Here is a 17,888-nt window from a genome sequence, read left to right as displayed (position 1 = left end):
AAAGTTGACAAGAGGGGGCTCAAGAAATTTCACTCGTACTCCGTGCCGCCCTTACGGGTGAGGTAGGCCGGGCTCACCGCCTTCGCGATCGCCCGCCCGCCCACCACGGGGCTGTACCGCTCGGTCGCGGGCCGGATCACCACGCCCTCGCGCAGGTGCAGCTCCCGCCCCGAGACCGTCTCCCGGCCGGTGGCCAGCTCCAGCACCTTCGCTATGTCGTACGGCCCCGCGTACAGCCGGGGCACCAGCGGCAGCTCGACCGACGGCAGCTCGGCCGGGTCCAGCCAGCGGACGTGGCCGTCGATCTCGGCCGAGACGTCGAAGACCGCGTAACCCAGCTCCTCGCTGCGGCCGTTGGCGCCGTACCCCAGGTCCTGCACCCCCGCCCCGTACACCTCGCCGAACACGCCGACCCGGCTCGCGCCCAGCTCGGCGGCGAGGCGTGCGGCCACCGCCGGTACGTCATGGGCGCGGATCGCCCGCCAGTACAGATTGCGCGGGTCCTCCTTCAGGGCCAGGCCCTTGGCGCCGAAGCCCTTGGAGGAGACCAGCACCCGCTCGTCGCCGGCGACGTACGTCATCAGGCAGGCCGTGCCGTGCAGCTTCTCGGTCAGGACCACCGGCTCGCCCGGCTCGAAGACGTCCGGATACCGCTGGATGTTCTCGATGTCGACCCACGGCAGCAGGCCGGGCGCCGGCTCCACGTCGCCGTTCATCGTCGTCGGCACCGGCGGCACCCATTTGGTGATGCCCAGCGCCTCCGCGAAATCCGTCCCCTCGGCCGCCGCCCGCGCCAGGTCCACCTCCGCCAGCGCACGCGGCCGGCACACCAGGCCCTGTGACAGCTCCCCGCGCAGCCGGACCGCCTTCACCCGGTTCGACGCCTTCCCCGCCAGCCGTCCCGTCAGGCCCAGCTCCTCGACGAGCGCGGGCGGCAGCACCGCCTGCTCGGGGATGTAGACGGCGGCGTCACCGGTGCGGTAGGCGCCCTTGGCGACGACCGCGCGGTACAGGCCCACTTGGGCCAGCTCCAGGGCGTCGGCGTTCGGATGCTCGTGAACGGTCAGCAGCTCGGCGGTGACACGCAGGGTCGACATGGTGGTGGTCTCCTCGTGGTGCGGTTCTCGTCGCCGCCCACTCTCGCCCGTGCGAATCCGGTGGCCCACCGGTTTTGGCGCCTGATACCGTCACGCCACCTCGGCCGGCACGCGCGACACCCGGGGTGCCAGGGGTGACGCCGACCGGGACGTCCACCGCCTCCCGTATCGCCGTCAGCGCCCCGGCCGGCGCGCGGGGCGGCATGGGCACGGCCGCGGAACCCCCCGTTCCGCGGCGCCCGTTCAGGCAGACCTGGATCATGCCCCGATGGTGACACCCGCCACTGACAACGGCCCGATCCGGCAACGGGACCCGATCCGGCAACGGGCCCGCTCCGGCAACGGGGGCGTGCCGGCTGCGGCGCCCGCCCCCGCGCTGGTGCGCTCACGCCACCGACACGAGCTCCTTGCGCCGTCCCCGCTTGACCGCCGCCAGCGCCTCGGGCGTCAGGACGGCCTGCGGCACCACCACGCCACAGCCCGTGCACACCGGCCCGAACCACGGCTCGTTCGACAGGTCCGGCCGCCAGACGATCGCGTCCCCCGCGCACACCGGGCAGTGTTCACCCGGCCCGGCCTCCAGGGCGGCGATCAGCCGCCGCAGCGCCTCCGCCAGCGGCACCCTCGGGTGCACCGACGGGTCGTCGCACCGAGCTATGCCGTTGCCGCCCCAGGTGCGCCGGTGCCAGTCGTCGATCCAGCCGGGCCGTCGCAGCCCGTCGTGCTTCTCGCGCTTGCGGCGCTCCGCGAACTGCTCCTCGTACGCGAGCCAGACCGCCCGCGCCTCTTCCAACTCGTCGAGCGCGGCCACCAGCCGCGCCGGATCGGGCTCCCGGTCCTCGGGCCCGAACCTGTGCCTGCTGCACAGGTGGTCCCAGGTCGCCCGGTGCCCATAAGGGGCGAACCGCTCAAGGCACTTGCGCAGCGAATACCGCCGCAGCGCCAGATCGCACCTCGGATCACGCACCTGTCTCGCAAGACTCCGGAATCCGGCCATCCACTGCCACCTCCGTCGCTCGTACTTCGGAGTCGATGAATGGACGTACGGGTTCCCAGTTCGGCTCCATCGAAAAACGAATGGAGGCCATCAGCGGGACATCTGACGCGAATTGCCTCCACGGCGCCCGGCGTGGCGATTGCGAGAAAGTGACGCTCCCTCACCGTCCGGCGGGCTCAGGGCAATGCCGGGCCCCGGCCGGTGCGAACGCCTGTCCGGGACCACGATGATCCCGCCTCCTCGTCCCGGTCGGCGACATCGGCGGGATACGGCCGTCGGCCGCCGTCGTGCGATGGCCGCCGCGCCCGTGCGCGTTGGCCGGTTCGGTGACGGGACGTCGAACGGGGCCGCCGGCAGTCCCGCTGTCAGTGGTACGCCAGGTATGCGCGCCGCACCGCCCGGAAGGCCGCCAGGTCCGCCTCCCAGGCGCCCACCACCTCGTCCGTGTCCGCTCCCGCGTCGATCAGGGTGCGGACCTTCGCCGAACCGGTCAGCTTGTCGATCCAGTTGTCCGGCCGCCAGGCGAAACCGCCCCAGCTCCGCTTCGCCGTCACCAGCAGCCCGATGCCGGTCCGCACCGGGTCGAACGCCGCACGGTCGTGCACGTGCAGCTGCACCCCGCCCACCGTCTTCCCCTGGAACTTGGAGAACGTGGGCGCGAAGTACGCCTCCCGGAACCGCACGCCCGGCAGCTCCAGCGCGTTCGCCGCCTGCGCCCACCGCCGGTCGATCCCCTCCGCGCCCAGCAGCTCGAACGGGCGCGTCGTACCCCGGCCCTCCGACAGGTTCGTCCCCTCGAACAGGCAGGTCCCCGCGTACACCAGGGCGGTGTCCGGGGTCGGCATGTTGGGGCTCGGCGGGACCCACGGCAACCCCGTCGCGTCGAAGAAGTCCGCGCGCCGCCACCCCGACATCCGTACCGTCGTCAGCGCAACCGGCTCCGCCAGGAACTCGGCGTTGAACAGCCGCGCCAGCTCCGCCACCGTCATCCCGTGCGCCTGCGCGATCGGCTCCCGCCCCACGAAGGTCGCGAACGCCCTGTCCAGTACGGGCCCGAGGGCCGCCCGCCCGGTCACCGGATTCGGCCGGTCCAGCACCATGAAACGTTTCCCCGCGAGCGCCGCGGCGACCATGCAGTCGTACAGCGTCCAGATGTACGTGTAGAACCGCGCGCCCACGTCCTGGATGTCGAACACGACCGTGTCGACTCCGGAGGCGGTGAAGATGTCCGCCAGCGCCCGCCCGCTCTTCAGGTACGTGTCGTACACCGGCAGCCCCGTCGCCGGATCGTCGTACCGCCCCTCCGAACCACCCGCCTGGGCCGTGCCCCGGAAGCCGTGCTCGGGGCCGAACACGGCGATCAGGTCCACCCGGTCGTCGGCGTGCATGACGTCCACGATGTGCCCCACCTCGGCGGTCACCCCCGTGGGGTTGGTCACCACGCCCACCCGCTGCCCGGCCAGCTCCGCGTACCCGTCGGCCGCGAGCCGGTCGAAGCCGGTCCGCACCCGGCGGCCGCCGCCGTGCGCCAGGGCGGGCGACGCGGCCGCCGCCATCCCCGCCGCGCCACCGGCGACCAGCAGACCCCGTCTGGACACGCTCATCCGCACACCTCCGTGACCGCTCGACCGCTCGACCGCTCCGGCCACGCACGCTAGCGCGCACGTCCGGCCCAGGGAACGAGGCGGGCGCGACGGCCTTCCCCCACCACATACCGACCGGTTAGTCTGTCGGCCGGTCCAGTCACAGAAGAGAGGCGGGTCTCGATGAGTACGGTCCAGGGCGCGGGCGTGGTCGTCACCGGAGCGGGCGGCGGGATCGGAGCCGCACTCGCGCGGCGGTTCGCGGCGGAAGGCGCCCGGGTCGTCGTCAACGACATCGACCCCGGCCGCACCAAGGCCGTCGCCGACGAGATCGGCGCCACCGCCGTCCCCGGCGACGCCTCCGGAATCGTCGACGAGGCCCGCGAGGCCCTCGGCGGCACCGTCGACGTCTACTGCGCCAACGCCGGGCTCGCCTCACCCGGCGACGCCTTCGCGGGCGAGGACGTCTGGGCGGCCGCCTGGGACGTCAACGTGATGGCCCACGTCCGCGCCGCCCGCGCCCTGCTGCCCGACTGGCTGGAACGCGGCTCCGGCCGGTTCGTCTCCACCGTCTCCGCCGCCGGGCTCCTCACCATGGTCGGCGCCGCGCCCTACAGCGTGTCCAAGCACGGCGCGTACGCCTTCGCCGAATGGCTCTCGCTCACCTACCGCCACCGCGGCCTCAAGGTCCACGCGATCTGCCCGCAGGGCGTCCGTACGGACATGCTCACCGCCGCCGGGTCGGCCGGCGAGCTCGTCCTCGCCCCCACCGCCATCGAGCCCGAGGACGTCGCCGACGCGCTGTTCGAGGGCATCGAGGCCGACCGGTTCCTGATCCTGCCCCACCCCGAGGTCGCCGGCTACTACCGGGCCCGCGCGAGCGACCCCGAGCGCTGGCTGAACAACATGAGCCACATCCATCAGAAGTGGGAGGGCACCGGGCAGTGAACCCGACGACCTCGATCTACGCGGCCAAACCATGGCTCGCGCAGCTCAGCGACGCCCAGCGGGCCCCCGTCCAGCCGCCCGCCACCGTCGTGCACGCCTTCCGCGCCGCCGTCGCCCGCGCCCCCGAGCACCCCGCCCTCGCCTACTTCGACGGGCGCCTGACCTACCGCGAGACCGACACGCTCTCCGACTCGGTGGCCGGATTCCTCGCCTCCCGGGGCGTCGGGCGCGGCGACCGCGTCGCGATCATGCTCCAGAACACCCCGCACTTCGTCCTCGCCCTGCTCGGCGCGTGGAAGGCCGGGGCGACCGTCGTGCCGCTCAACCCGATGTACAAGTCGGCCGAGGTCGCCCACGTCCTGCACGACTCCGGGGCGAGCGCGCTGATCTGCGCCGACCGCGCCTGGGAGGAGTACCTGCGCGAAACGGCCGCCGACTCACCCGTACGCGTCGCCCTCACCGCCTGCGAGAAGGACCTCCAGACCCGCGACGACCCGCGTGTCCTCGGCTTCCAGCGGCTGCCCGTGCCGACCGACACCGACGACCTGACCACCGTCGCCAGGGCCGGCCACCCCGCGCCCGCGGACCGGGACCTCACCGCCACCGACGTGGCCCTGATCAGCTACACCTCCGGCACCAGCGGCACGCCCAAGGGCGCCATGAACCTGCACCGCGGGATCATGCACAACGCCGAACGGCAGCGCACCGGCCACTCCATCCCCGAAGGCGCCGCCTACTTCGCCCTCGCCCCGCTCTTCCACATCACCGGCATGGTCTGCCAACTGGCCGTCTGCCTGGCCAACGCGGGCACCCTCGTCCTCGCGTACCGCTTCGAGGCGGGCGTCGTCCTCGACGCGTTCGCCGAGTACCGCCCCGCCTACACCGTCGGCCCCTCCACCGCCTTCATGGCGCTGGCCGCCCACCCCGCCGCCACGCCCGGCCACTTCGCGTCCTTCCAGGTGATCTCCTCCGGCGGCGCGCCCCTCCCCCCGGCCCTGGTAGAGAAGTTCCGCGCCGGCTTCGGCCCGTACATCCGCAACGGCTACGGCCTGACCGAATGCACCGCCCCCTGCGCCTCCGTACCACCCGAGAAGGAGGCCCCCGTCGACCCCGCCTCCGGCACCCTCTCGGTCGGCGTCCCGGGGCCCGAGACAGTCGTCCGGATCCTGGACGAGAACGGCAAGGAGGTGCCGTTCGGCGAGCAGGGCGAGATCGCCGTACGCGGGCCCCAGGTCGTCCCGGGCTACTGGCGGCTGCCGGAGGCCACCGCCCAGACCTTCCCGGACGGCGAGCTGCGCACCGGCGACATCGGCTTCATGGACGCGGACGGCTGGCTCTACGTCGTCGACCGCAAGAAGGACATGATCAACGCCTCCGGCTTCAAGGTGTGGCCGCGCGAGGTGGAGGACGTCCTCTACACCCATCCGGCGGTCCGCGAGGCGGCCGTCGTCGGCGTCCCCGACGCCTACCGGGGGGAGACGGTCAAGGCGTACGTCAGTCTGCGCCCGGGTGCCTCGGCCGAGCCCGCCGAGCTCTCCGCGTACTGCGAGCAGCGGCTCGCGGCATACAAATATCCCCGTGAGGTCGAGATCCTGCCGGAGCTGCCGAAGACGACGAGTGGGAAGATCCTCAGGCGGGAACTGCGTTATCCCGCGTAGGACGGCGACACGCACGAGCAACGGAGAGGTGGCGGCACATGGCCAGGACGACGGACGGGAACGGCATCCCCGTCCCGCAGAGGCTGCTGGCCACCGCCACCCGGCTCTTCGCCGAGCAGGGCTATGACCGCACCTCCGTCCAGGAGATCGTCGAGGCGGCCGGCGTCACCAAGGGCGCCCTCTACCACTACTTCGGCTCCAAGGAGGACCTGCTCCAGGAGGTGTACGCGCGCGTGCTCCGGCTCCAGCAGGAGCGCCTGGACGCCTTCGCGGGCGCGGACGCCCCCGTCGAGCAGCGGGTCCGCGACGCCGCCGCGGACGTGGTGGTCACCACCATCGAGAACCTGGACGACGCGTCGATCTTCTTCCGGTCGATGCACCATCTGAGCCCGGAGAAGAACAAGCAGGTACGTGCGGAACGGCGCCGCTACCACGAGCGGTTCCGGGCCCTCATCGAGGAGGGACAGGCCGCGGGCGTGTTCTCGTCGGCCACGCCCGCGGACCTGGTGGTGGACTACCACTTCGGCTCCGTCCACCACCTGTCCACCTGGTACCGCCCGGACGGGCCGCTCAGCCCCCAGCAGGTGGCCGGCCACCTGGCCGACCTGCTGCTGAGGGCCTTGCGGCCGTGACAGCGGGGAACTAGTTGGCGTTCACCAGGTCGTGCGCCGGCACGGTCACCGTACGCGCGCCCTTCTTCCCGCCGAGGACGATCTTGCGCAGGGCGCTGTTGTTGTTCAGGTCGGTCTCCTTGAGCCGCTTCTCCGGGTTGGCCAGCACCTGGATGTAGTACGTGCCGTTCGGCAGCGTGGTGATGTCGAACGACTGACCCGGCAGGTCCTGGGTGTAGGTGTCGCCGGAGCCGACGTCGAGGACCTCACGGACGGAGATCGAGTTCTGCTGACCGCACGCCGTGGACAGGTCGGTGTTGTACGGGTGCCAGTTGGCGTTCTTCACCGTGTAGTCGACGGCGTCGGTGTTGGCCAGGCAGAAGGCCTCCTTGCCGCTGCGCACGGCCTCCTTCTGGTCGGCCTTCAGCAGCCGGTAGCTGGCGAAGTCGGTGAAGTGCCAGTGCTCGTGGCCGGGGCGCGGGTCCCACTCCATGGTGCCGGTCGGGGTGTAGCCGACCTGCTTGCCGTTCGCGTCGTAGAAGTACTGGTAGGCGTCCATCAGCTCCTTGCCGGGCGCGCGGAAGCCGTCGACGACCAGCTGCGCGGGGCCCGCGTTCCACACGTTGGCGCTGAAGGCGAGGAAGTCCTTGCCCTTGTCGGGGCCCTCGGTGGCGGGCTCGCTGATGGTGATGCCGTAGGCGGGCAGCGAACGGAGGTCGGGCTTGGGCACGTTCGGCACGGTCGCCTTGCCGGTCGGACGCTTGGGCGCGGCCTTCACCGCGGGGGCCTTGCGGGAGCCGTCGGTCTGCCCGGCCGCGTCACCCAGCCGCGCGCCCGCCTTGAGGCCCGCCTTCTTCACCGCCCAGGGCAGGGCGGGCGGAGCGGGCGTGTGGGGCCCGTGGCCCACGTTGTACGAGGGTCCCGCGCCGCTCGTCGGCGCCGCGGGCGCGGCCGGGGGCACGGCGCCGTGCCCGGCGTGCCCGGAGGCGGCGCCGTGACCCGCCGGGGCGGAGTGCCCGGCCGCGTGGGACCCGTGGCGGGCGGCGGGCGCCCCGCCGCCACCGCCCTCCGAGTCGATCTCGCGCACGGTCACCTTGACCGTCTGCGGCTTGTCGGCGATGCCGAACAGATCGCGGTAGCGCTTCGCCACGGAGACCTTCGCCGTGTACTTCCCGGCCGGCAGGGCGACGGGCGTGGAGGAGTAGCCCGCGTACGTGTTGGCGGCCCAGCCCTTCTCCACACCCCACACCGAGCCGAGCGTGAACGGGTTGACGGGGCAGCTCTCGGGGTACTTCGACGAGGCCGGAGCGTCGGGCCGCACCCGCCCCGAGGCGTTGTTCGGGCAGAAGTCCTCGGCCTTGTTCAGCACGGTTTTGCCGGCCGCGTTGATCATGGTGATCTGGACGAAACCGGGCAGCCCCGTGAAGTCCTTCACCAGCCCGCCGGGAAGGGTCTTGGTCCGGGTCTTGGCCCCGTCACGGATGATCTGCGTGGCGACGACCGGGTCCTTGTAGGACTTACGGGTCACCTTGAGTTCCAAGGGGGCGTTCTCGGCGGTGAGGTACGTACCGAGGTCGAGGTAGACGCCCGGCTGTTCCTTGTACGAGTCGAGGGTCACCGATGCCGATGCGGCGATCAGGCTGAGCTGCGGCGTGGCCTGGGCGGCGGTGGCCGTCCTGCCGTCGGGCGCGGCGGCGACGATACCGGCGGTCACGGCGATGGCCGCGGCTCCGGCGATCACCGAGCGCCCGAGGCGGGCCTGGTGGGATCTGGTCATCGTTCCTCGTTCTACGAGTGCCTGTCGGGACGGCGGAGGCCGGCGGGCGCGCGTGGTCATGGCGCGCCGCGGCTGTCTCCGGTCCGTGAGAGGAGGCGGACGGCACTGTGGGTTGTCCGGGCCCCGGTGAGTCGGGGGATCCTTGGCCGAAAGTAGGCCGCGGACACCGGATCACGCCGTCTTAGTGCCGTTCCGGCCGCGCAGGCTGCTCGTATGTGGTAAGAGCCCGGGGCGCAACGCCCCGGGCTCGTACCGCTGTTGACCACCGTGCCGGAGTCAGAGGTACTTCTTCAGCTCCCGCCGCGCCAGCGACCGCTGGTGCACCTCGTCGGGACCGTCCGCCAGCTTCAGCGTCCGCGCCGAGGCCCACAGTTCGGCGAGCGGGAAGTCCTGGCTGACGCCGCCCGCGCCATGGACCTGGACCGCCTTGTCGATGATGTCCACCACCGCGCGCGGTGTCGCGATCTTGATGGCCTGGATCTCGGTGTGCGCGCCCCGGTTGCCGACCGTGTCCATCAGCCAGGCGGTCTTCAGCACGAGCAGCCGCAACTGCTCCACCGTCACCCGGGCGTCCGCGATCCACCCCTGCACCTGCCCCTGGGCGGCCAGCGGCTTGCCGAAGGCCGTACGGGACACGGCCCGGCGGCACATCAGCTCGATCGCCCGCTCGGCCATGCCGATCAGCCGCATGCAGTGGTGGATCCGGCCGGGGCCGAGACGGGCCTGGGCGATGGCGAACCCGCCGCCCTCCTCACCGATCAGGTTCTCCGCCGGGACGCGGACGTCCTCGAAGACGACCTCGGCGTGACCGCCGTGGGAGTGGTCCTCGTACCCGTACACCTGCATCGCGCGCCGGACGTGCAGCCCCGGGGTGTCGCGGGGCACCAGGACCATCGACTGCTGGCGGCGGACGTCCTCGCCGTCCGGGTCGGTCTTGCCCATCACGATGAAGATCGCGCAGTCCGGGTTCATCGCACCGGAGATGTACCACTTGCGGCCGTTGATGACGTAGTCGGTCGTCCCGTCGGAGGCTCGCGCGATCCGGGTCTCGATGTTCGTCGCGTCGGACGAGGCGACCTCCGGCTCGGTCATCGCGAACGCGGACCGGATCTCCCCGGCGAGCAGGGGCTCCAGCCACCGCTTCTTCTGCGCCTCCGTGCCGAACTGGAACAGCACCTCCATGTTGCCGGTGTCCGGCGCCGCGCAGTTCAGCGCGGTGGGCGCCAGATGCGGGGAGCGGCCGGTGATCTCGGCGAGCGGCGCGTACTGGAGGTTCGTCAGGCCCGCCCCGTACTCCTCATCGGGAAGGAACAGGTTCCACAGGCCCCGCCTGCGCGCCTCGGCCTTCAGCTCCTCGACCACGGCCGGGGTGTCCCAGGGGGAGGCGAGCTTCGCGCGCTGTTCCTCGGCGACCGTTTCGGCCGGGTAGACGAACTCGTCCATGAAGGCGAGGAGTTTCCCCCGCAGTTCCTCGGTACGTGCGTCGAATGCGAAGTCCATGGGTGTCGGTCAGCCTTCCTGGAGGGTGGTGAGGCCGTGCTCGATGAAGACGGGGACGAGGTCGCCGATCCGGTCGAAGCCGGCGCCGACGGTCTGCCCGAGGGTGTAGCGGTAGTGGATGCCCTCCAGGATCACGGCGAGCTTGAACCAGGCGAACGCCGTGTACCAGGAGATGGCGGAGGTGTCGCGGCCGGAGCGGGCGGCGTAGCGCTCGATCAGCTCCGCGGGCTCCGGGTGCCCGGGCGCGGCCGCGGTGGTGGAGACGGGGGAGTGCGGCAGGTCCAGCCGGACGCTGTACATGGCCAGCAGGCCCAGGTCGGTGAGCGGGTCACCGAGCGTGGACATCTCCCAGTCCAGGACGGCGTTGACCCGGTCGTCCTCGCCCAGCAGGGCGTTGTCCAGGCGGTAGTCGCCGTGGACGACGGTCGGGGCGGGGGAGGACGGCAGCGCGCGGCCCAGCGCGGCGTGCAGCTCGTCGATCCCGGCCAGGTCGCGGCTGCGCGAGGCGTCCAGCTGCTTGCCCCAGCGCCGCAGCTGCCGGTCCAGGAAGCCGTCGGGGCGGCCGAAGTCGCCGAGCCCCACCGCCGAGGGGTCCACGGCGTGCAGGTCGACCAGCGTGTCGACCAGGCCCAGGGCCGCGGCGCGGGTGCGCTCGGGGCCGAGCGGGGTGAGCTGCCCGGCGGTGCGGTACGGCGTGCCGGCCACGAACTCCATGACGTAGAACGGCGCTCCGAGCACCTCCTCGTCCTCGCACAGCACCAGCGGCTCCGGGACCGGGACGGCCGTCGGGTGCAGGGCGCTGATCACCCGGTGCTCGCGCCTCATGTCATGGGCGGTGGCCAGGACGTGGCCGAGCGGCGGGCGGCGCACGACCCACTGGCCGGTGCCGTCGGTGACGACGTACGTGAGGTTCGACCGGCCGCCCTCGACGAGGCGGGCGCTGAGCGGTCCGCTCACCAGGCCGGGCCGCTCGCGGTCCAGGAAGCCGCGCAACCGCTCGGGATCGATACCTGGTGGGGGAGCTGAGCTCATCGTTCGCACCTCCGGTGACGGGAAGGACAGTGGCAGTACGCAGCAGCATGACCGACCAGTCGGTATGTCGTCCAGTGCTGGTCCGGAAACCGGCTGCAGGCGTCTGGTTCTCCGGTTACGCCGCTGAATAAGGTTCACGTATGGATACCGCGCTGCTGATCGACGACGTCCGGCTCACCCCGGTCCTCATCTCCGACCCGCCCCTCCTCAACACCCAGGGCGTCCACCAGCCCTATACCCCTCGCCTCATCGTGGAGGTCGTCACCCGGGGCGGCGTCACCGGAGTCGGCGAGACCTACGGCGACGGCGCGTACCTGGCCCCGGCCCGCCCCCTCGCCGAGGCGCTCCCCGGCCACCCGGTCACGGACGTGAACGGCCTGTTCACGCTCGCCGAGCGCGTGTGCGGCGGCTCACCCACCCCCGAGGGCGACCCGCAGGGCGTCGACGCGGGCGGGCTGCGCGGCGTCCGTACCGCCGACAAGCTGCGCCTGTCCGTGGTCTCCGCCGTCGAGGTCGCCTGCCTGGACGCGCTCGGCAAGACGCTCGGCCTGCCCGTGCACGCCCTCCTGGGCGGCAAGGTCCGCGACACCGTCGACTACAGCGCGTACCTCTTCTACCGCTGGGCCGAGCACCCCGCCGGCGGCGAGAAGGACGACTGGGGCGCCGCCCTCGACCCGGCCGGCATCGTCGCCCAGGCCCGGCGCTTCGTCGCCGGCCACGGCTTCCGCTCCTTCAAGCTCAAGGGCGGTGTCTTCGAGCCGGACCAGGAGATCGCCGCCGTCCGCGCCCTCGCCGAGGCGTTCCCCGGCCGGCCGCTGCGCCTGGACCCCAACGGGGCCTGGTCCGTGGAGACGTCCCTGTACGTCGCGCGGCAACTCGGCGGCGTCCTCGAATACCTGGAGGACCCGGCGAGCGGCACCGACCGCATGGCGGAGGTCGCCGCCGGTACCGACGTACCCCTCGCCACCAACATGTGCGTGACGACGTTCCCCGAGATCGCCGGGGCCTTCGCGCGCGGCGCCGTCCAGGTGGTGCTCTCCGACCACCACTACTGGGGCGGCCTGCACCGGACGCGTGAACTCGCCGCCGTCTGCCGGGCCTTCGGCGTGGGGCTGTCCATGCACTCCAACACCCACCTGGGCATCAGCCTCGCCGCCATGACCCATGTCGCGGCCACCGTCCCCAACCTCGACTACGCCTGCGACAGTCACTACCCCTGGCAGACCGAGGACGTCATCACCGCCCGCCACGTCTTCCGGGACGGCCGGCTCGCCGTCTCCGACGCGCCCGGCCTCGGCGTCGAGCTGGACCGCGAACGGCTCGCCGCCCTCCACCGGCGCTGGCTCGACGACGACGGCACCCTGCGCGAGCGCGACGACGCGGCGGCGATGCGGCAGGCGGACCCGGAGTGGGTCACCCCCGCCGTCCCCCGATGGTGAAGCCGCCGTTCAGTGGTCGTCCCAGTGACCGTCGTGCGCGGCGTGCCGGTGCCCGTCGTGCACGTAGTCGACATGGTCGCCGTGCGCGACGGCCGGGTGCCCGCAGTTGTCCCCGTGCTCATGGGCGTGACCGCTGTGGGCGATGTGCTCACCGGGCTCGCACTCGTCCCAGTGCCCGGAGTGCTCCCGGTGCAGATGCCCGTCGTGGACGTAGTCGAGGTGGTGGTTGTGGACCACGGCCTGATGTCCGCAGGCCGGGCCGTGCGGGTGGGTGTGGGAGAGGTGTTCCTGATGGAGGACGGTCATCGCGGGGCCTCCGGCGTGGACGTCGACAACACCTCCAGGCTAGTTCTTTTTGTCGGGAATGATCTGTTTCGGCTTGCGTGCGGCCGGAACCGGCCGGAGGGTCGGACCATGAAGGCGATCAGCTACAGCCGGTACGGCGGTCCGGAGGTCCTGGAGTTCGGCGACCACCCCGACCCCAAGGTGGGCCCCGACAAGGTGCTGGTCAAAGTGCGCGCGGCGGCCGTCAACCCGGTCGACCGGAAGGCCCAGGCCGGGTACCTCGACACGTCCTTCGACACCGTCTTCCCGGTGATCCCCGGCTGGGACGTCTCCGGCGTCGTCGTCCAGCCCGGAGTGTCCGTTCCCGAGTTCTCCGTCGGGGACGAGGTCATGGGGTACGTACGCGAGGACGTGCTGTGCCACGGCACGTTCGCCGAGTACGTCGCGGCGCCCGTCCGCACCCTCGCGCGCAAGCCGCGCAACGTGGGCTTCGAGGAGGCGGCGGGCCTGCCGCTGGCCGGGCTCACCGCCTACCAGGTGCTGCACCGGGCGCTGGAGGTGCGGCCGGGCGACACCGTCCTGGTCAACGCCGCGTCGGGCGGCGTCGGCTCGATGGCCGTCCAGATCGCCCGGCACCTCGGCGCCCGCGTCATCGGCGCGGTCCGCGAGGAGGGCCAGGACCGGGCCCGCGAGCTGGGGGCGGAGCCGGTGCTGTACGGGGACGGCTTCGCCGGCCGCGTCAGGGCCCTGGCCCCGCACGGCGTGGACGCCGCGTTCGACACGGTCGGCGGCCAGGTCCTGAAGGACTCGGCCAACCTGCTCGCCCCCGAGGGCCGGCTGGCGTCCATCGTCGACGGCGAGGTGATCGGGCTGGGCGGCCGCTACTGCTGGGTACGCCCCGACATGGCGGACCTCACGGCGCTCGCCGAGCTGGTCGAGGAAGGCGCCCTGACCGTACGGGTGGCCAGGACGTTCCCCCTGGAACAGGCCGCCGACGCCCAGCGCGCCAACATGGAGGGCGGCCTGCACGGCAAGGTGATCGTGACCGTCGACTGGTCCGACCAGTGACGGGCCGAGGGGCCGACGGACTGATGGACCGACGGGCTGACGGACTGATGGACCGACGGGCCGACGGGACGGACCGTCACCGGAGGGCGGCCCCGCCGCAGGCGGTCACACCACCACCGCCACGGCGAACGCGGCCAGCGCCACCGTGCACGCCGCCGCCACGACCGCCCCGCTCGGCGTCAGCGGCGCCGGCCGGGCCGCGCCCAGCGTCCGCATCCGCCGGTGGGCCACGCCCAGGAACGCCAGCCACACCAGCAGCGACAGCCCCGTGCCCACCAGCCCGGCCGCCGTGACCCCGTCGTGCACGGCCTGCTTGGCGGCGAGCAGCGCGGCGACGGTCGCCGACAGCGTCGTACGCCGCCACGCCAGCCGCGTCCGCTCCGGCTGCAGCCCCGGATCGCGGGCGTCGGCGCTCATCAGCCGCGCCAGCCGAAGAGGACGACCACCACCATCGCGCCGGCGACCAGCCCCACGGCGAGGCTCAGCAGCGTCGGGAAGCGGCTGACGGGCAGGTCCTCGTCCCGCCGCATGGCCCGCTCGCACCGCACCCAGTGGTTCACCGCCCGCAGCGCGCACAGCGCCCCGGCGGCGAGCAGCGCGAGCGCCATCCCGACCCGGACGCCCCAGCGCAGGTCCGGCAGGAACTGGTCCACCGCGAACCCGCCGCCGACCAGCGCCAGCGCGGTGCGGAGCCAGGCCAGAAACGTGCGCTCATTGGCGAGGGAGAACCGGTAGTCGGGCGTGTCGCCCTCTTCCCGGATCCGCTGCGGCGCGAACCACAGCCGCAGACCCCGCACGAAATCGCTCACATGATCAGCCTACCGGCGCGGTGCTCGCGCAGCCTTTCGTATGCCGCCAGCCCGTCCGGCACCCACTCCCACGCGCCCAGTCGCGCCCGAAGCTCTGCTTCCGGCAGGAACCCGTGCCAGGCGACCTCCTCCACCTGCGGATCCACCGGCACGGTGCACCGCACCTCGTACACGGCCGACCACCACGCCCCGCGCCCGCCGCCGTCCTCGTACAGGAACTTCAGCAGCGGCGTGGGGCGCGGCAGCCCGCGTACGCCCAGCTCCTCCTCCGCCTCCCGCAGCGCCGCCGCGTCGTAGCTCTCGCCCGCGCCGACGACACCGCCCACGAACATGTCGTACAGGGACGGGAAGACCAGCTTCGTCGCCGTGCGGCGGTGGACGAACACCCGGTCCTCGGCGTCCCGCGCGAGGACGAACACACAGCGGTGGCGCAGGCCCCGCGCGTACACCTCGCCGCGCGGGAACTGCCCCACCACCTCGTCGTGCTCGTCGACGACGTCCAGGATCTCGTCAGCAGGGGTCATGCCGCCATGAAACCACCGCACGACGGTTGACGAGTTACTGCCGCGTACGGAAGATCGGAACACCCGGCCGACAAGGATGAGGACCCATGGCGTACGACGCTGATGTGATCGTGATCGGGGCGGGCCTCGCCGGCCTGGTCGCCACCGCCGAACTGGTCGACGCGGGGCGCAGCGTCATCCTCCTCGACCAGGAGCCCGAGCAGTCCATCGGAGGCCAGGCGCACTGGTCGTTCGGCGGCCTGTTCTTCGTCGACTCGCCCGAGCAGCGCCGCATGCGCATCCGCGACAGCCACGCCCTCGCCCTCCAGGACTGGCACGGCACGGCCGGCTTCGACCGCCCCGAGGACCACTGGCCGCGCCAATGGGCCGAGGCGTACGTCGACTTCGCGGCCGGCGAGAAGCGGGCCTGGCTGCACCGGCAGGGCGTCCGCTTCTTCCCCGTCGTCGGGTGGGCCGAGCGCGGCGGCTACGACGCCACCGGGCACGGCAACTCGGTGCCGCGCTTCCACATCACCTGGGGCACAGGACCCGGCCTGGTCGCCCCCTTCGAGCGGCGCGTCCGCGCGGGCGTCGCCAGGGGCCTCGTACGCCTGCGGTTCCGTCACCGCGTCACCGGCCTCGGCCGCACCGCGGGCGCCGTCGACACCGTCAGCGGCGAGATCCTGGAGCCGTCGGACGCCGAGCGTGGCACGGCCAGCAGCCGGCAGGTCGCGGGAGCGTTCGAGTACCGGGCGCAGGCCGTGATCGTCACCTCCGGCGGCATCGGCGGCAACCACGACCTCGTCCGCGCCCAGTGGCCGGACCGGCTCGGCACCCCGCCGGAGAAGATGCTCTCCGGCGTGCCCGCCCACGTCGACGGCCTGATGCTCGGCATCGCGGAGGCGGCCGGCGCCCACCACATCAACCGCGACCGGATGTGGCACTACACCGAGGGCATCGAGAACTGGAACCCCATCTGGGCCCGGCACGGCATCCGCATCCTGCCCGGCCCCTCCTCCCTCTGGCTCGACGCGCGCGGCCGCCGGCTCCCCGTCCCGCTCTTCCCCGGCTTCGACACGCTCGGCACGCTCGAACACATCATGAAGTCCGGGCACGGCTACACCTGGTTCGTCCTCAACCAGCGCATCATCGGCAAGGAGTTCACCCTCTCCGGCTCCGAACAGAACCCGGACCTCACGGGCAAGTCCGTACGCGGCGTCCTCGACCGCGCCCGCGCCGACGTCCCCGGCCCGGTCAAGGCGTTCATGGACCACGGCGCCGACTTCGTCATCGAGAAGGACCTGCCGTCCCTGGTGCGCGGCATGAACGCGCTCACGAAGGAAGCGCTGATCGACGAGGCCGCGCTGCGCCGCGAAATCACCGCCCGCGACCGGGAGATCGCCAACCCCTTCACCAAGGACCTCCAGGTCACGGCGATCCACGGCGCCCGCAAGTACCTGGGCGACAGGCTGATCCGTACGGTCACCCCGCACCGCGTCCTCGACCCCAAGGCCGGCCCGCTGATCGCCGTACGCCTGAACATCCTCACGCGCAAGTCGCTGGGCGGCCTGGAGACCGACCTCTCCTCCCGCGTCCTGACCGCCGACGGCTCCCCACTGCCCGGCGTGTACGCGGCCGGCGAAGCCGCCGGCTTCGGCGGCGGCGGCGTCCACGGCTACCGCTCCCTGGAGGGCACCTTCCTCGGCGGCTGCCTCTTCTCCGGCCGGGCGGCGGGAAGGGCGGCGGCGAAGGCGACCGGCTCCTAGGGCATGCCCTCCGGTACCGGCGTCGCCTGGTGGTAGTACATCCGCCAGTCGCCCCCGGGTGAACGCCGCCACAGGGAGCTGCGCCGCGCCCGGCGGCCCTCGACGACCGTCTCGTACGTCAGGTGCACCAGGTCCGGGGCGAGCTGGACGCCCGTCATGCCGGACACCTCGCAACCGGGCCCACCGCCCCCCATGTCCGGCAGCGCGGCGAGCATCGACTCCCGGTCCCACCGCCGCCCGGAGACGCCGACCTCCCCGAAGTCCGGGTGCAGCAGCCGCGCCGCCTCGGTCCATGACGCCCGTACGGCCGGGTCGAGGAGCCGCAGCTCGCCCGCGACGGCCTCGTCGACGCCGCTCACCGCAGCCGCTCCACGACCCGGAACCGCTCGGCGACCACCACTGTCGTGTCGTCGACCGTGAAGTCCGGGTTGCCGAGGGCCTCGCGCATCTCGGGGCTGTGCCAGAACTTCTCGTGCCCCGCCCGCCATTCGGCGACCGACGTGTACCCCTCGCCCTCGTCCAGGGCATGTCGCAGGTCCACCTCGCCGAGCGGCAGTACCCGGACCTCGGTCAGCTCCAGCACCGCGACCTCGCGGCCGTCGGAGTCGATGAGCGCCGACCGCTCGCCCACCGGCGGGAGTTCCTCGGCCTCGGCCTCGTACTCGGCGAGCAGTCCCGTCGTCGACACCTTCCGCCCGGACAGAACGGCGGCGACCAACTGGTCGCGCAACGGCCCGGGGAACGCCAGCAGGTAGGGCTTGAGCTGTTCGGGGTTCGCCATGGGGCGACAGTCTGGCAGGCTGCCGCCCCGGCTG

Annotated in this window: 18 protein-coding genes; 6 read left to right on the top strand and 12 right to left on the bottom strand. The window is 72.5% G+C overall.

Annotation, left to right across the window (positions count from 1 at the left end):
- Positions 1-29: 29 nt before the first annotated feature.
- The 3 genes from AMK26_RS30155 to AMK26_RS30145 form a co-directional block, all read right to left on the bottom strand.
- Positions 30-1,097 (bottom strand): RNA ligase (ATP), encoded by a 1,068-nt coding sequence (locus tag AMK26_RS30155; protein WP_073758430.1) that lies wholly within the window; start codon positions 1,095-1,097, stop codon positions 30-32.
- A 385-nt stretch (positions 1,098-1,482) separates the two neighbouring features.
- Positions 1,483-2,094, bottom strand: a complete 612-nt coding sequence (locus tag AMK26_RS30150; protein WP_073758428.1) for a hypothetical protein — start codon at positions 2,092-2,094, stop codon at positions 1,483-1,485.
- 365 nt (positions 2,095-2,459) lie between these two features.
- Complete coding sequence (locus tag AMK26_RS30145; RefSeq protein ID WP_073758426.1) at positions 2,460-3,698, bottom strand: exo-beta-N-acetylmuramidase NamZ family protein; 1,239 nt, start codon at positions 3,696-3,698, stop codon at positions 2,460-2,462.
- 162 nt (positions 3,699-3,860) lie between these two features.
- Between AMK26_RS30145 and AMK26_RS30140 the strand changes: the two genes are divergently transcribed.
- The 3 genes from AMK26_RS30140 to AMK26_RS30130 are packed head-to-tail and all read left to right on the top strand — an operon-like array spanning position 3,861 to position 6,915.
- Positions 3,861-4,625, top strand: coding sequence for an SDR family oxidoreductase (locus tag AMK26_RS30140; RefSeq protein ID WP_073758424.1), 765 nt, complete (start codon positions 3,861-3,863; stop codon positions 4,623-4,625).
- Complete coding sequence (locus AMK26_RS30135) at positions 4,622-6,283, top strand: AMP-binding protein (protein WP_241838114.1); 1,662 nt, start codon at positions 4,622-4,624, stop codon at positions 6,281-6,283. The genes AMK26_RS30140 and AMK26_RS30135 overlap by 4 nt, the downstream gene beginning before the upstream one ends.
- Before the next feature lie 38 nt (positions 6,284-6,321).
- Positions 6,322-6,915, top strand: a complete 594-nt coding sequence (locus AMK26_RS30130; RefSeq protein WP_073758420.1) for a TetR/AcrR family transcriptional regulator — start codon at positions 6,322-6,324, stop codon at positions 6,913-6,915.
- A gap of 10 nt (positions 6,916-6,925) precedes the next feature.
- On the opposite strand, the gene AMK26_RS30125 is transcribed toward AMK26_RS30130, so the two are convergent.
- The 3 genes from AMK26_RS30125 to AMK26_RS30115 form a co-directional block, all read right to left on the bottom strand.
- Positions 6,926-8,671 (bottom strand): lysyl oxidase family protein, encoded by a 1,746-nt coding sequence (locus AMK26_RS30125; protein WP_073758418.1) that lies wholly within the window; start codon positions 8,669-8,671, stop codon positions 6,926-6,928.
- Between the two features lie 276 nt (positions 8,672-8,947).
- Positions 8,948-10,171, bottom strand: coding sequence for an acyl-CoA dehydrogenase family protein (locus tag AMK26_RS30120; RefSeq protein ID WP_073758416.1), 1,224 nt, complete (start codon positions 10,169-10,171; stop codon positions 8,948-8,950).
- Positions 10,172-10,180: 9 nt separating this feature from the next.
- On the bottom strand, positions 10,181-11,203 hold the full coding sequence (locus AMK26_RS30115; RefSeq protein ID WP_073758414.1) for a phosphotransferase family protein: 1,023 nt from the start codon (positions 11,201-11,203) through the stop codon (positions 10,181-10,183).
- A gap of 140 nt (positions 11,204-11,343) precedes the next feature.
- Between AMK26_RS30115 and AMK26_RS30110 the strand changes: the two genes are divergently transcribed.
- Positions 11,344-12,642 carry a glucarate dehydratase family protein gene (locus AMK26_RS30110; RefSeq protein WP_073758412.1) on the top strand — a complete coding sequence of 433 codons (1,299 nt, stop codon included), beginning with the start codon at positions 11,344-11,346 and terminating at the stop codon, positions 12,640-12,642.
- Between the two features lie 9 nt (positions 12,643-12,651).
- Here AMK26_RS30110 and AMK26_RS30105 read toward each other — a convergent pair whose 3' ends face one another.
- Positions 12,652-12,948: a hypothetical protein gene (locus AMK26_RS30105; RefSeq protein WP_073758410.1), complete on the bottom strand. Its 297-nt coding sequence runs from the start codon at positions 12,946-12,948 to the stop codon at positions 12,652-12,654.
- A 108-nt stretch (positions 12,949-13,056) separates the two neighbouring features.
- Between AMK26_RS30105 and AMK26_RS30100 the strand changes: the two genes are divergently transcribed.
- Complete coding sequence (locus tag AMK26_RS30100) at positions 13,057-13,995, top strand: NADP-dependent oxidoreductase (protein ID WP_073758408.1); 939 nt, start codon at positions 13,057-13,059, stop codon at positions 13,993-13,995.
- A gap of 105 nt (positions 13,996-14,100) precedes the next feature.
- On the opposite strand, the gene AMK26_RS30095 is transcribed toward AMK26_RS30100, so the two are convergent.
- From AMK26_RS30095 to AMK26_RS30085, 3 genes are read right to left on the bottom strand one after another with little or no spacing between them, the layout of a single operon-like run.
- Positions 14,101-14,412 (bottom strand): DUF202 domain-containing protein, encoded by a 312-nt coding sequence (locus tag AMK26_RS30095; RefSeq protein ID WP_073758406.1) that lies wholly within the window; start codon positions 14,410-14,412, stop codon positions 14,101-14,103.
- Positions 14,412-14,804 carry a YidH family protein gene (locus AMK26_RS30090; RefSeq protein WP_073758404.1) on the bottom strand — a complete coding sequence of 131 codons (393 nt, stop codon included), beginning with the start codon at positions 14,802-14,804 and terminating at the stop codon, positions 14,412-14,414. Before AMK26_RS30090 ends, AMK26_RS30095 begins: the two co-directional genes overlap by 1 nt.
- The gene (locus AMK26_RS30085) at positions 14,801-15,328 is read right to left on the bottom strand and encodes an NUDIX hydrolase (protein WP_073758402.1); all 528 of its coding nucleotides are present in this window, start codon (positions 15,326-15,328) and stop codon (positions 14,801-14,803) included. The genes AMK26_RS30090 and AMK26_RS30085 overlap by 4 nt, the downstream gene beginning before the upstream one ends.
- An 86-nt stretch (positions 15,329-15,414) precedes the next feature.
- Between AMK26_RS30085 and AMK26_RS30080 the strand changes: the two genes are divergently transcribed.
- Positions 15,415-17,073 (top strand): FAD-binding dehydrogenase, encoded by a 1,659-nt coding sequence (locus AMK26_RS30080; RefSeq protein WP_073758400.1) that lies wholly within the window; start codon positions 15,415-15,417, stop codon positions 17,071-17,073.
- Here the strand turns inward: AMK26_RS30080 and AMK26_RS30075 are convergent.
- Both AMK26_RS30075 and AMK26_RS30070 read right to left on the bottom strand, forming a co-directional pair.
- Positions 17,070-17,432 (bottom strand): nuclear transport factor 2 family protein, encoded by a 363-nt coding sequence (locus AMK26_RS30075; protein ID WP_073758398.1) that lies wholly within the window; start codon positions 17,430-17,432, stop codon positions 17,070-17,072. The genes AMK26_RS30080 and AMK26_RS30075 overlap by 4 nt on opposite strands.
- Positions 17,429-17,854, bottom strand: a complete 426-nt coding sequence (locus tag AMK26_RS30070; protein WP_073758396.1) for an ASCH domain-containing protein — start codon at positions 17,852-17,854, stop codon at positions 17,429-17,431. Before AMK26_RS30070 ends, AMK26_RS30075 begins: the two co-directional genes overlap by 4 nt.
- Positions 17,855-17,888 lie beyond the last annotated feature (34 nt).

Origin of the sequence: Streptomyces sp. CB03234, assembly GCF_001905885.1 — a bacterium.
Lineage (GTDB): Bacteria > Actinomycetota > Actinomycetes > Streptomycetales > Streptomycetaceae > Streptomyces.
The sequence above is the reverse complement of the archived record's forward strand: the minus strand, read 5'-3'. Positions and strand labels throughout refer to the sequence as shown.

Excerpts from the sequence above, each read along its gene's own strand:
- AMK26_RS30155 (WP_073758430.1), bottom strand. The coding sequence starts at position 1,097 with ATGTCGACCCTGCGTGTCACCGCCGAGCTGCTGACCGTTCACGAGCAT.
- AMK26_RS30150 (WP_073758428.1), bottom strand. The coding sequence starts at position 2,094 with ATGGCCGGATTCCGGAGTCTTGCGAGACAGGTGCGTGATCCGAGGTGC.
- AMK26_RS30145 (WP_073758426.1), bottom strand. The coding sequence starts at position 3,698 with ATGAGCGTGTCCAGACGGGGTCTGCTGGTCGCCGGTGGCGCGGCGGGG.
- AMK26_RS30140 (WP_073758424.1), top strand. The coding sequence starts at position 3,861 with ATGAGTACGGTCCAGGGCGCGGGCGTGGTCGTCACCGGAGCGGGCGGC.
- AMK26_RS30130 (WP_073758420.1), top strand. The coding sequence starts at position 6,322 with ATGGCCAGGACGACGGACGGGAACGGCATCCCCGTCCCGCAGAGGCTG.
- AMK26_RS30125 (WP_073758418.1), bottom strand. The coding sequence starts at position 8,671 with ATGACCAGATCCCACCAGGCCCGCCTCGGGCGCTCGGTGATCGCCGGA.
- AMK26_RS30120 (WP_073758416.1), bottom strand. The coding sequence starts at position 10,171 with ATGGACTTCGCATTCGACGCACGTACCGAGGAACTGCGGGGGAAACTC.
- AMK26_RS30115 (WP_073758414.1), bottom strand. The coding sequence starts at position 11,203 with ATGAGCTCAGCTCCCCCACCAGGTATCGATCCCGAGCGGTTGCGCGGC.
- AMK26_RS30110 (WP_073758412.1), top strand. The coding sequence starts at position 11,344 with ATGGATACCGCGCTGCTGATCGACGACGTCCGGCTCACCCCGGTCCTC.
- AMK26_RS30105 (WP_073758410.1), bottom strand. The coding sequence starts at position 12,948 with ATGACCGTCCTCCATCAGGAACACCTCTCCCACACCCACCCGCACGGC.
- AMK26_RS30100 (WP_073758408.1), top strand. The coding sequence starts at position 13,057 with ATGAAGGCGATCAGCTACAGCCGGTACGGCGGTCCGGAGGTCCTGGAG.
- AMK26_RS30095 (WP_073758406.1), bottom strand. The coding sequence starts at position 14,412 with ATGAGCGCCGACGCCCGCGATCCGGGGCTGCAGCCGGAGCGGACGCGG.
- AMK26_RS30085 (WP_073758402.1), bottom strand. The coding sequence starts at position 15,328 with ATGACCCCTGCTGACGAGATCCTGGACGTCGTCGACGAGCACGACGAG.
- AMK26_RS30080 (WP_073758400.1), top strand. The coding sequence starts at position 15,415 with ATGGCGTACGACGCTGATGTGATCGTGATCGGGGCGGGCCTCGCCGGC.
- AMK26_RS30070 (WP_073758396.1), bottom strand. The coding sequence starts at position 17,854 with ATGGCGAACCCCGAACAGCTCAAGCCCTACCTGCTGGCGTTCCCCGGG.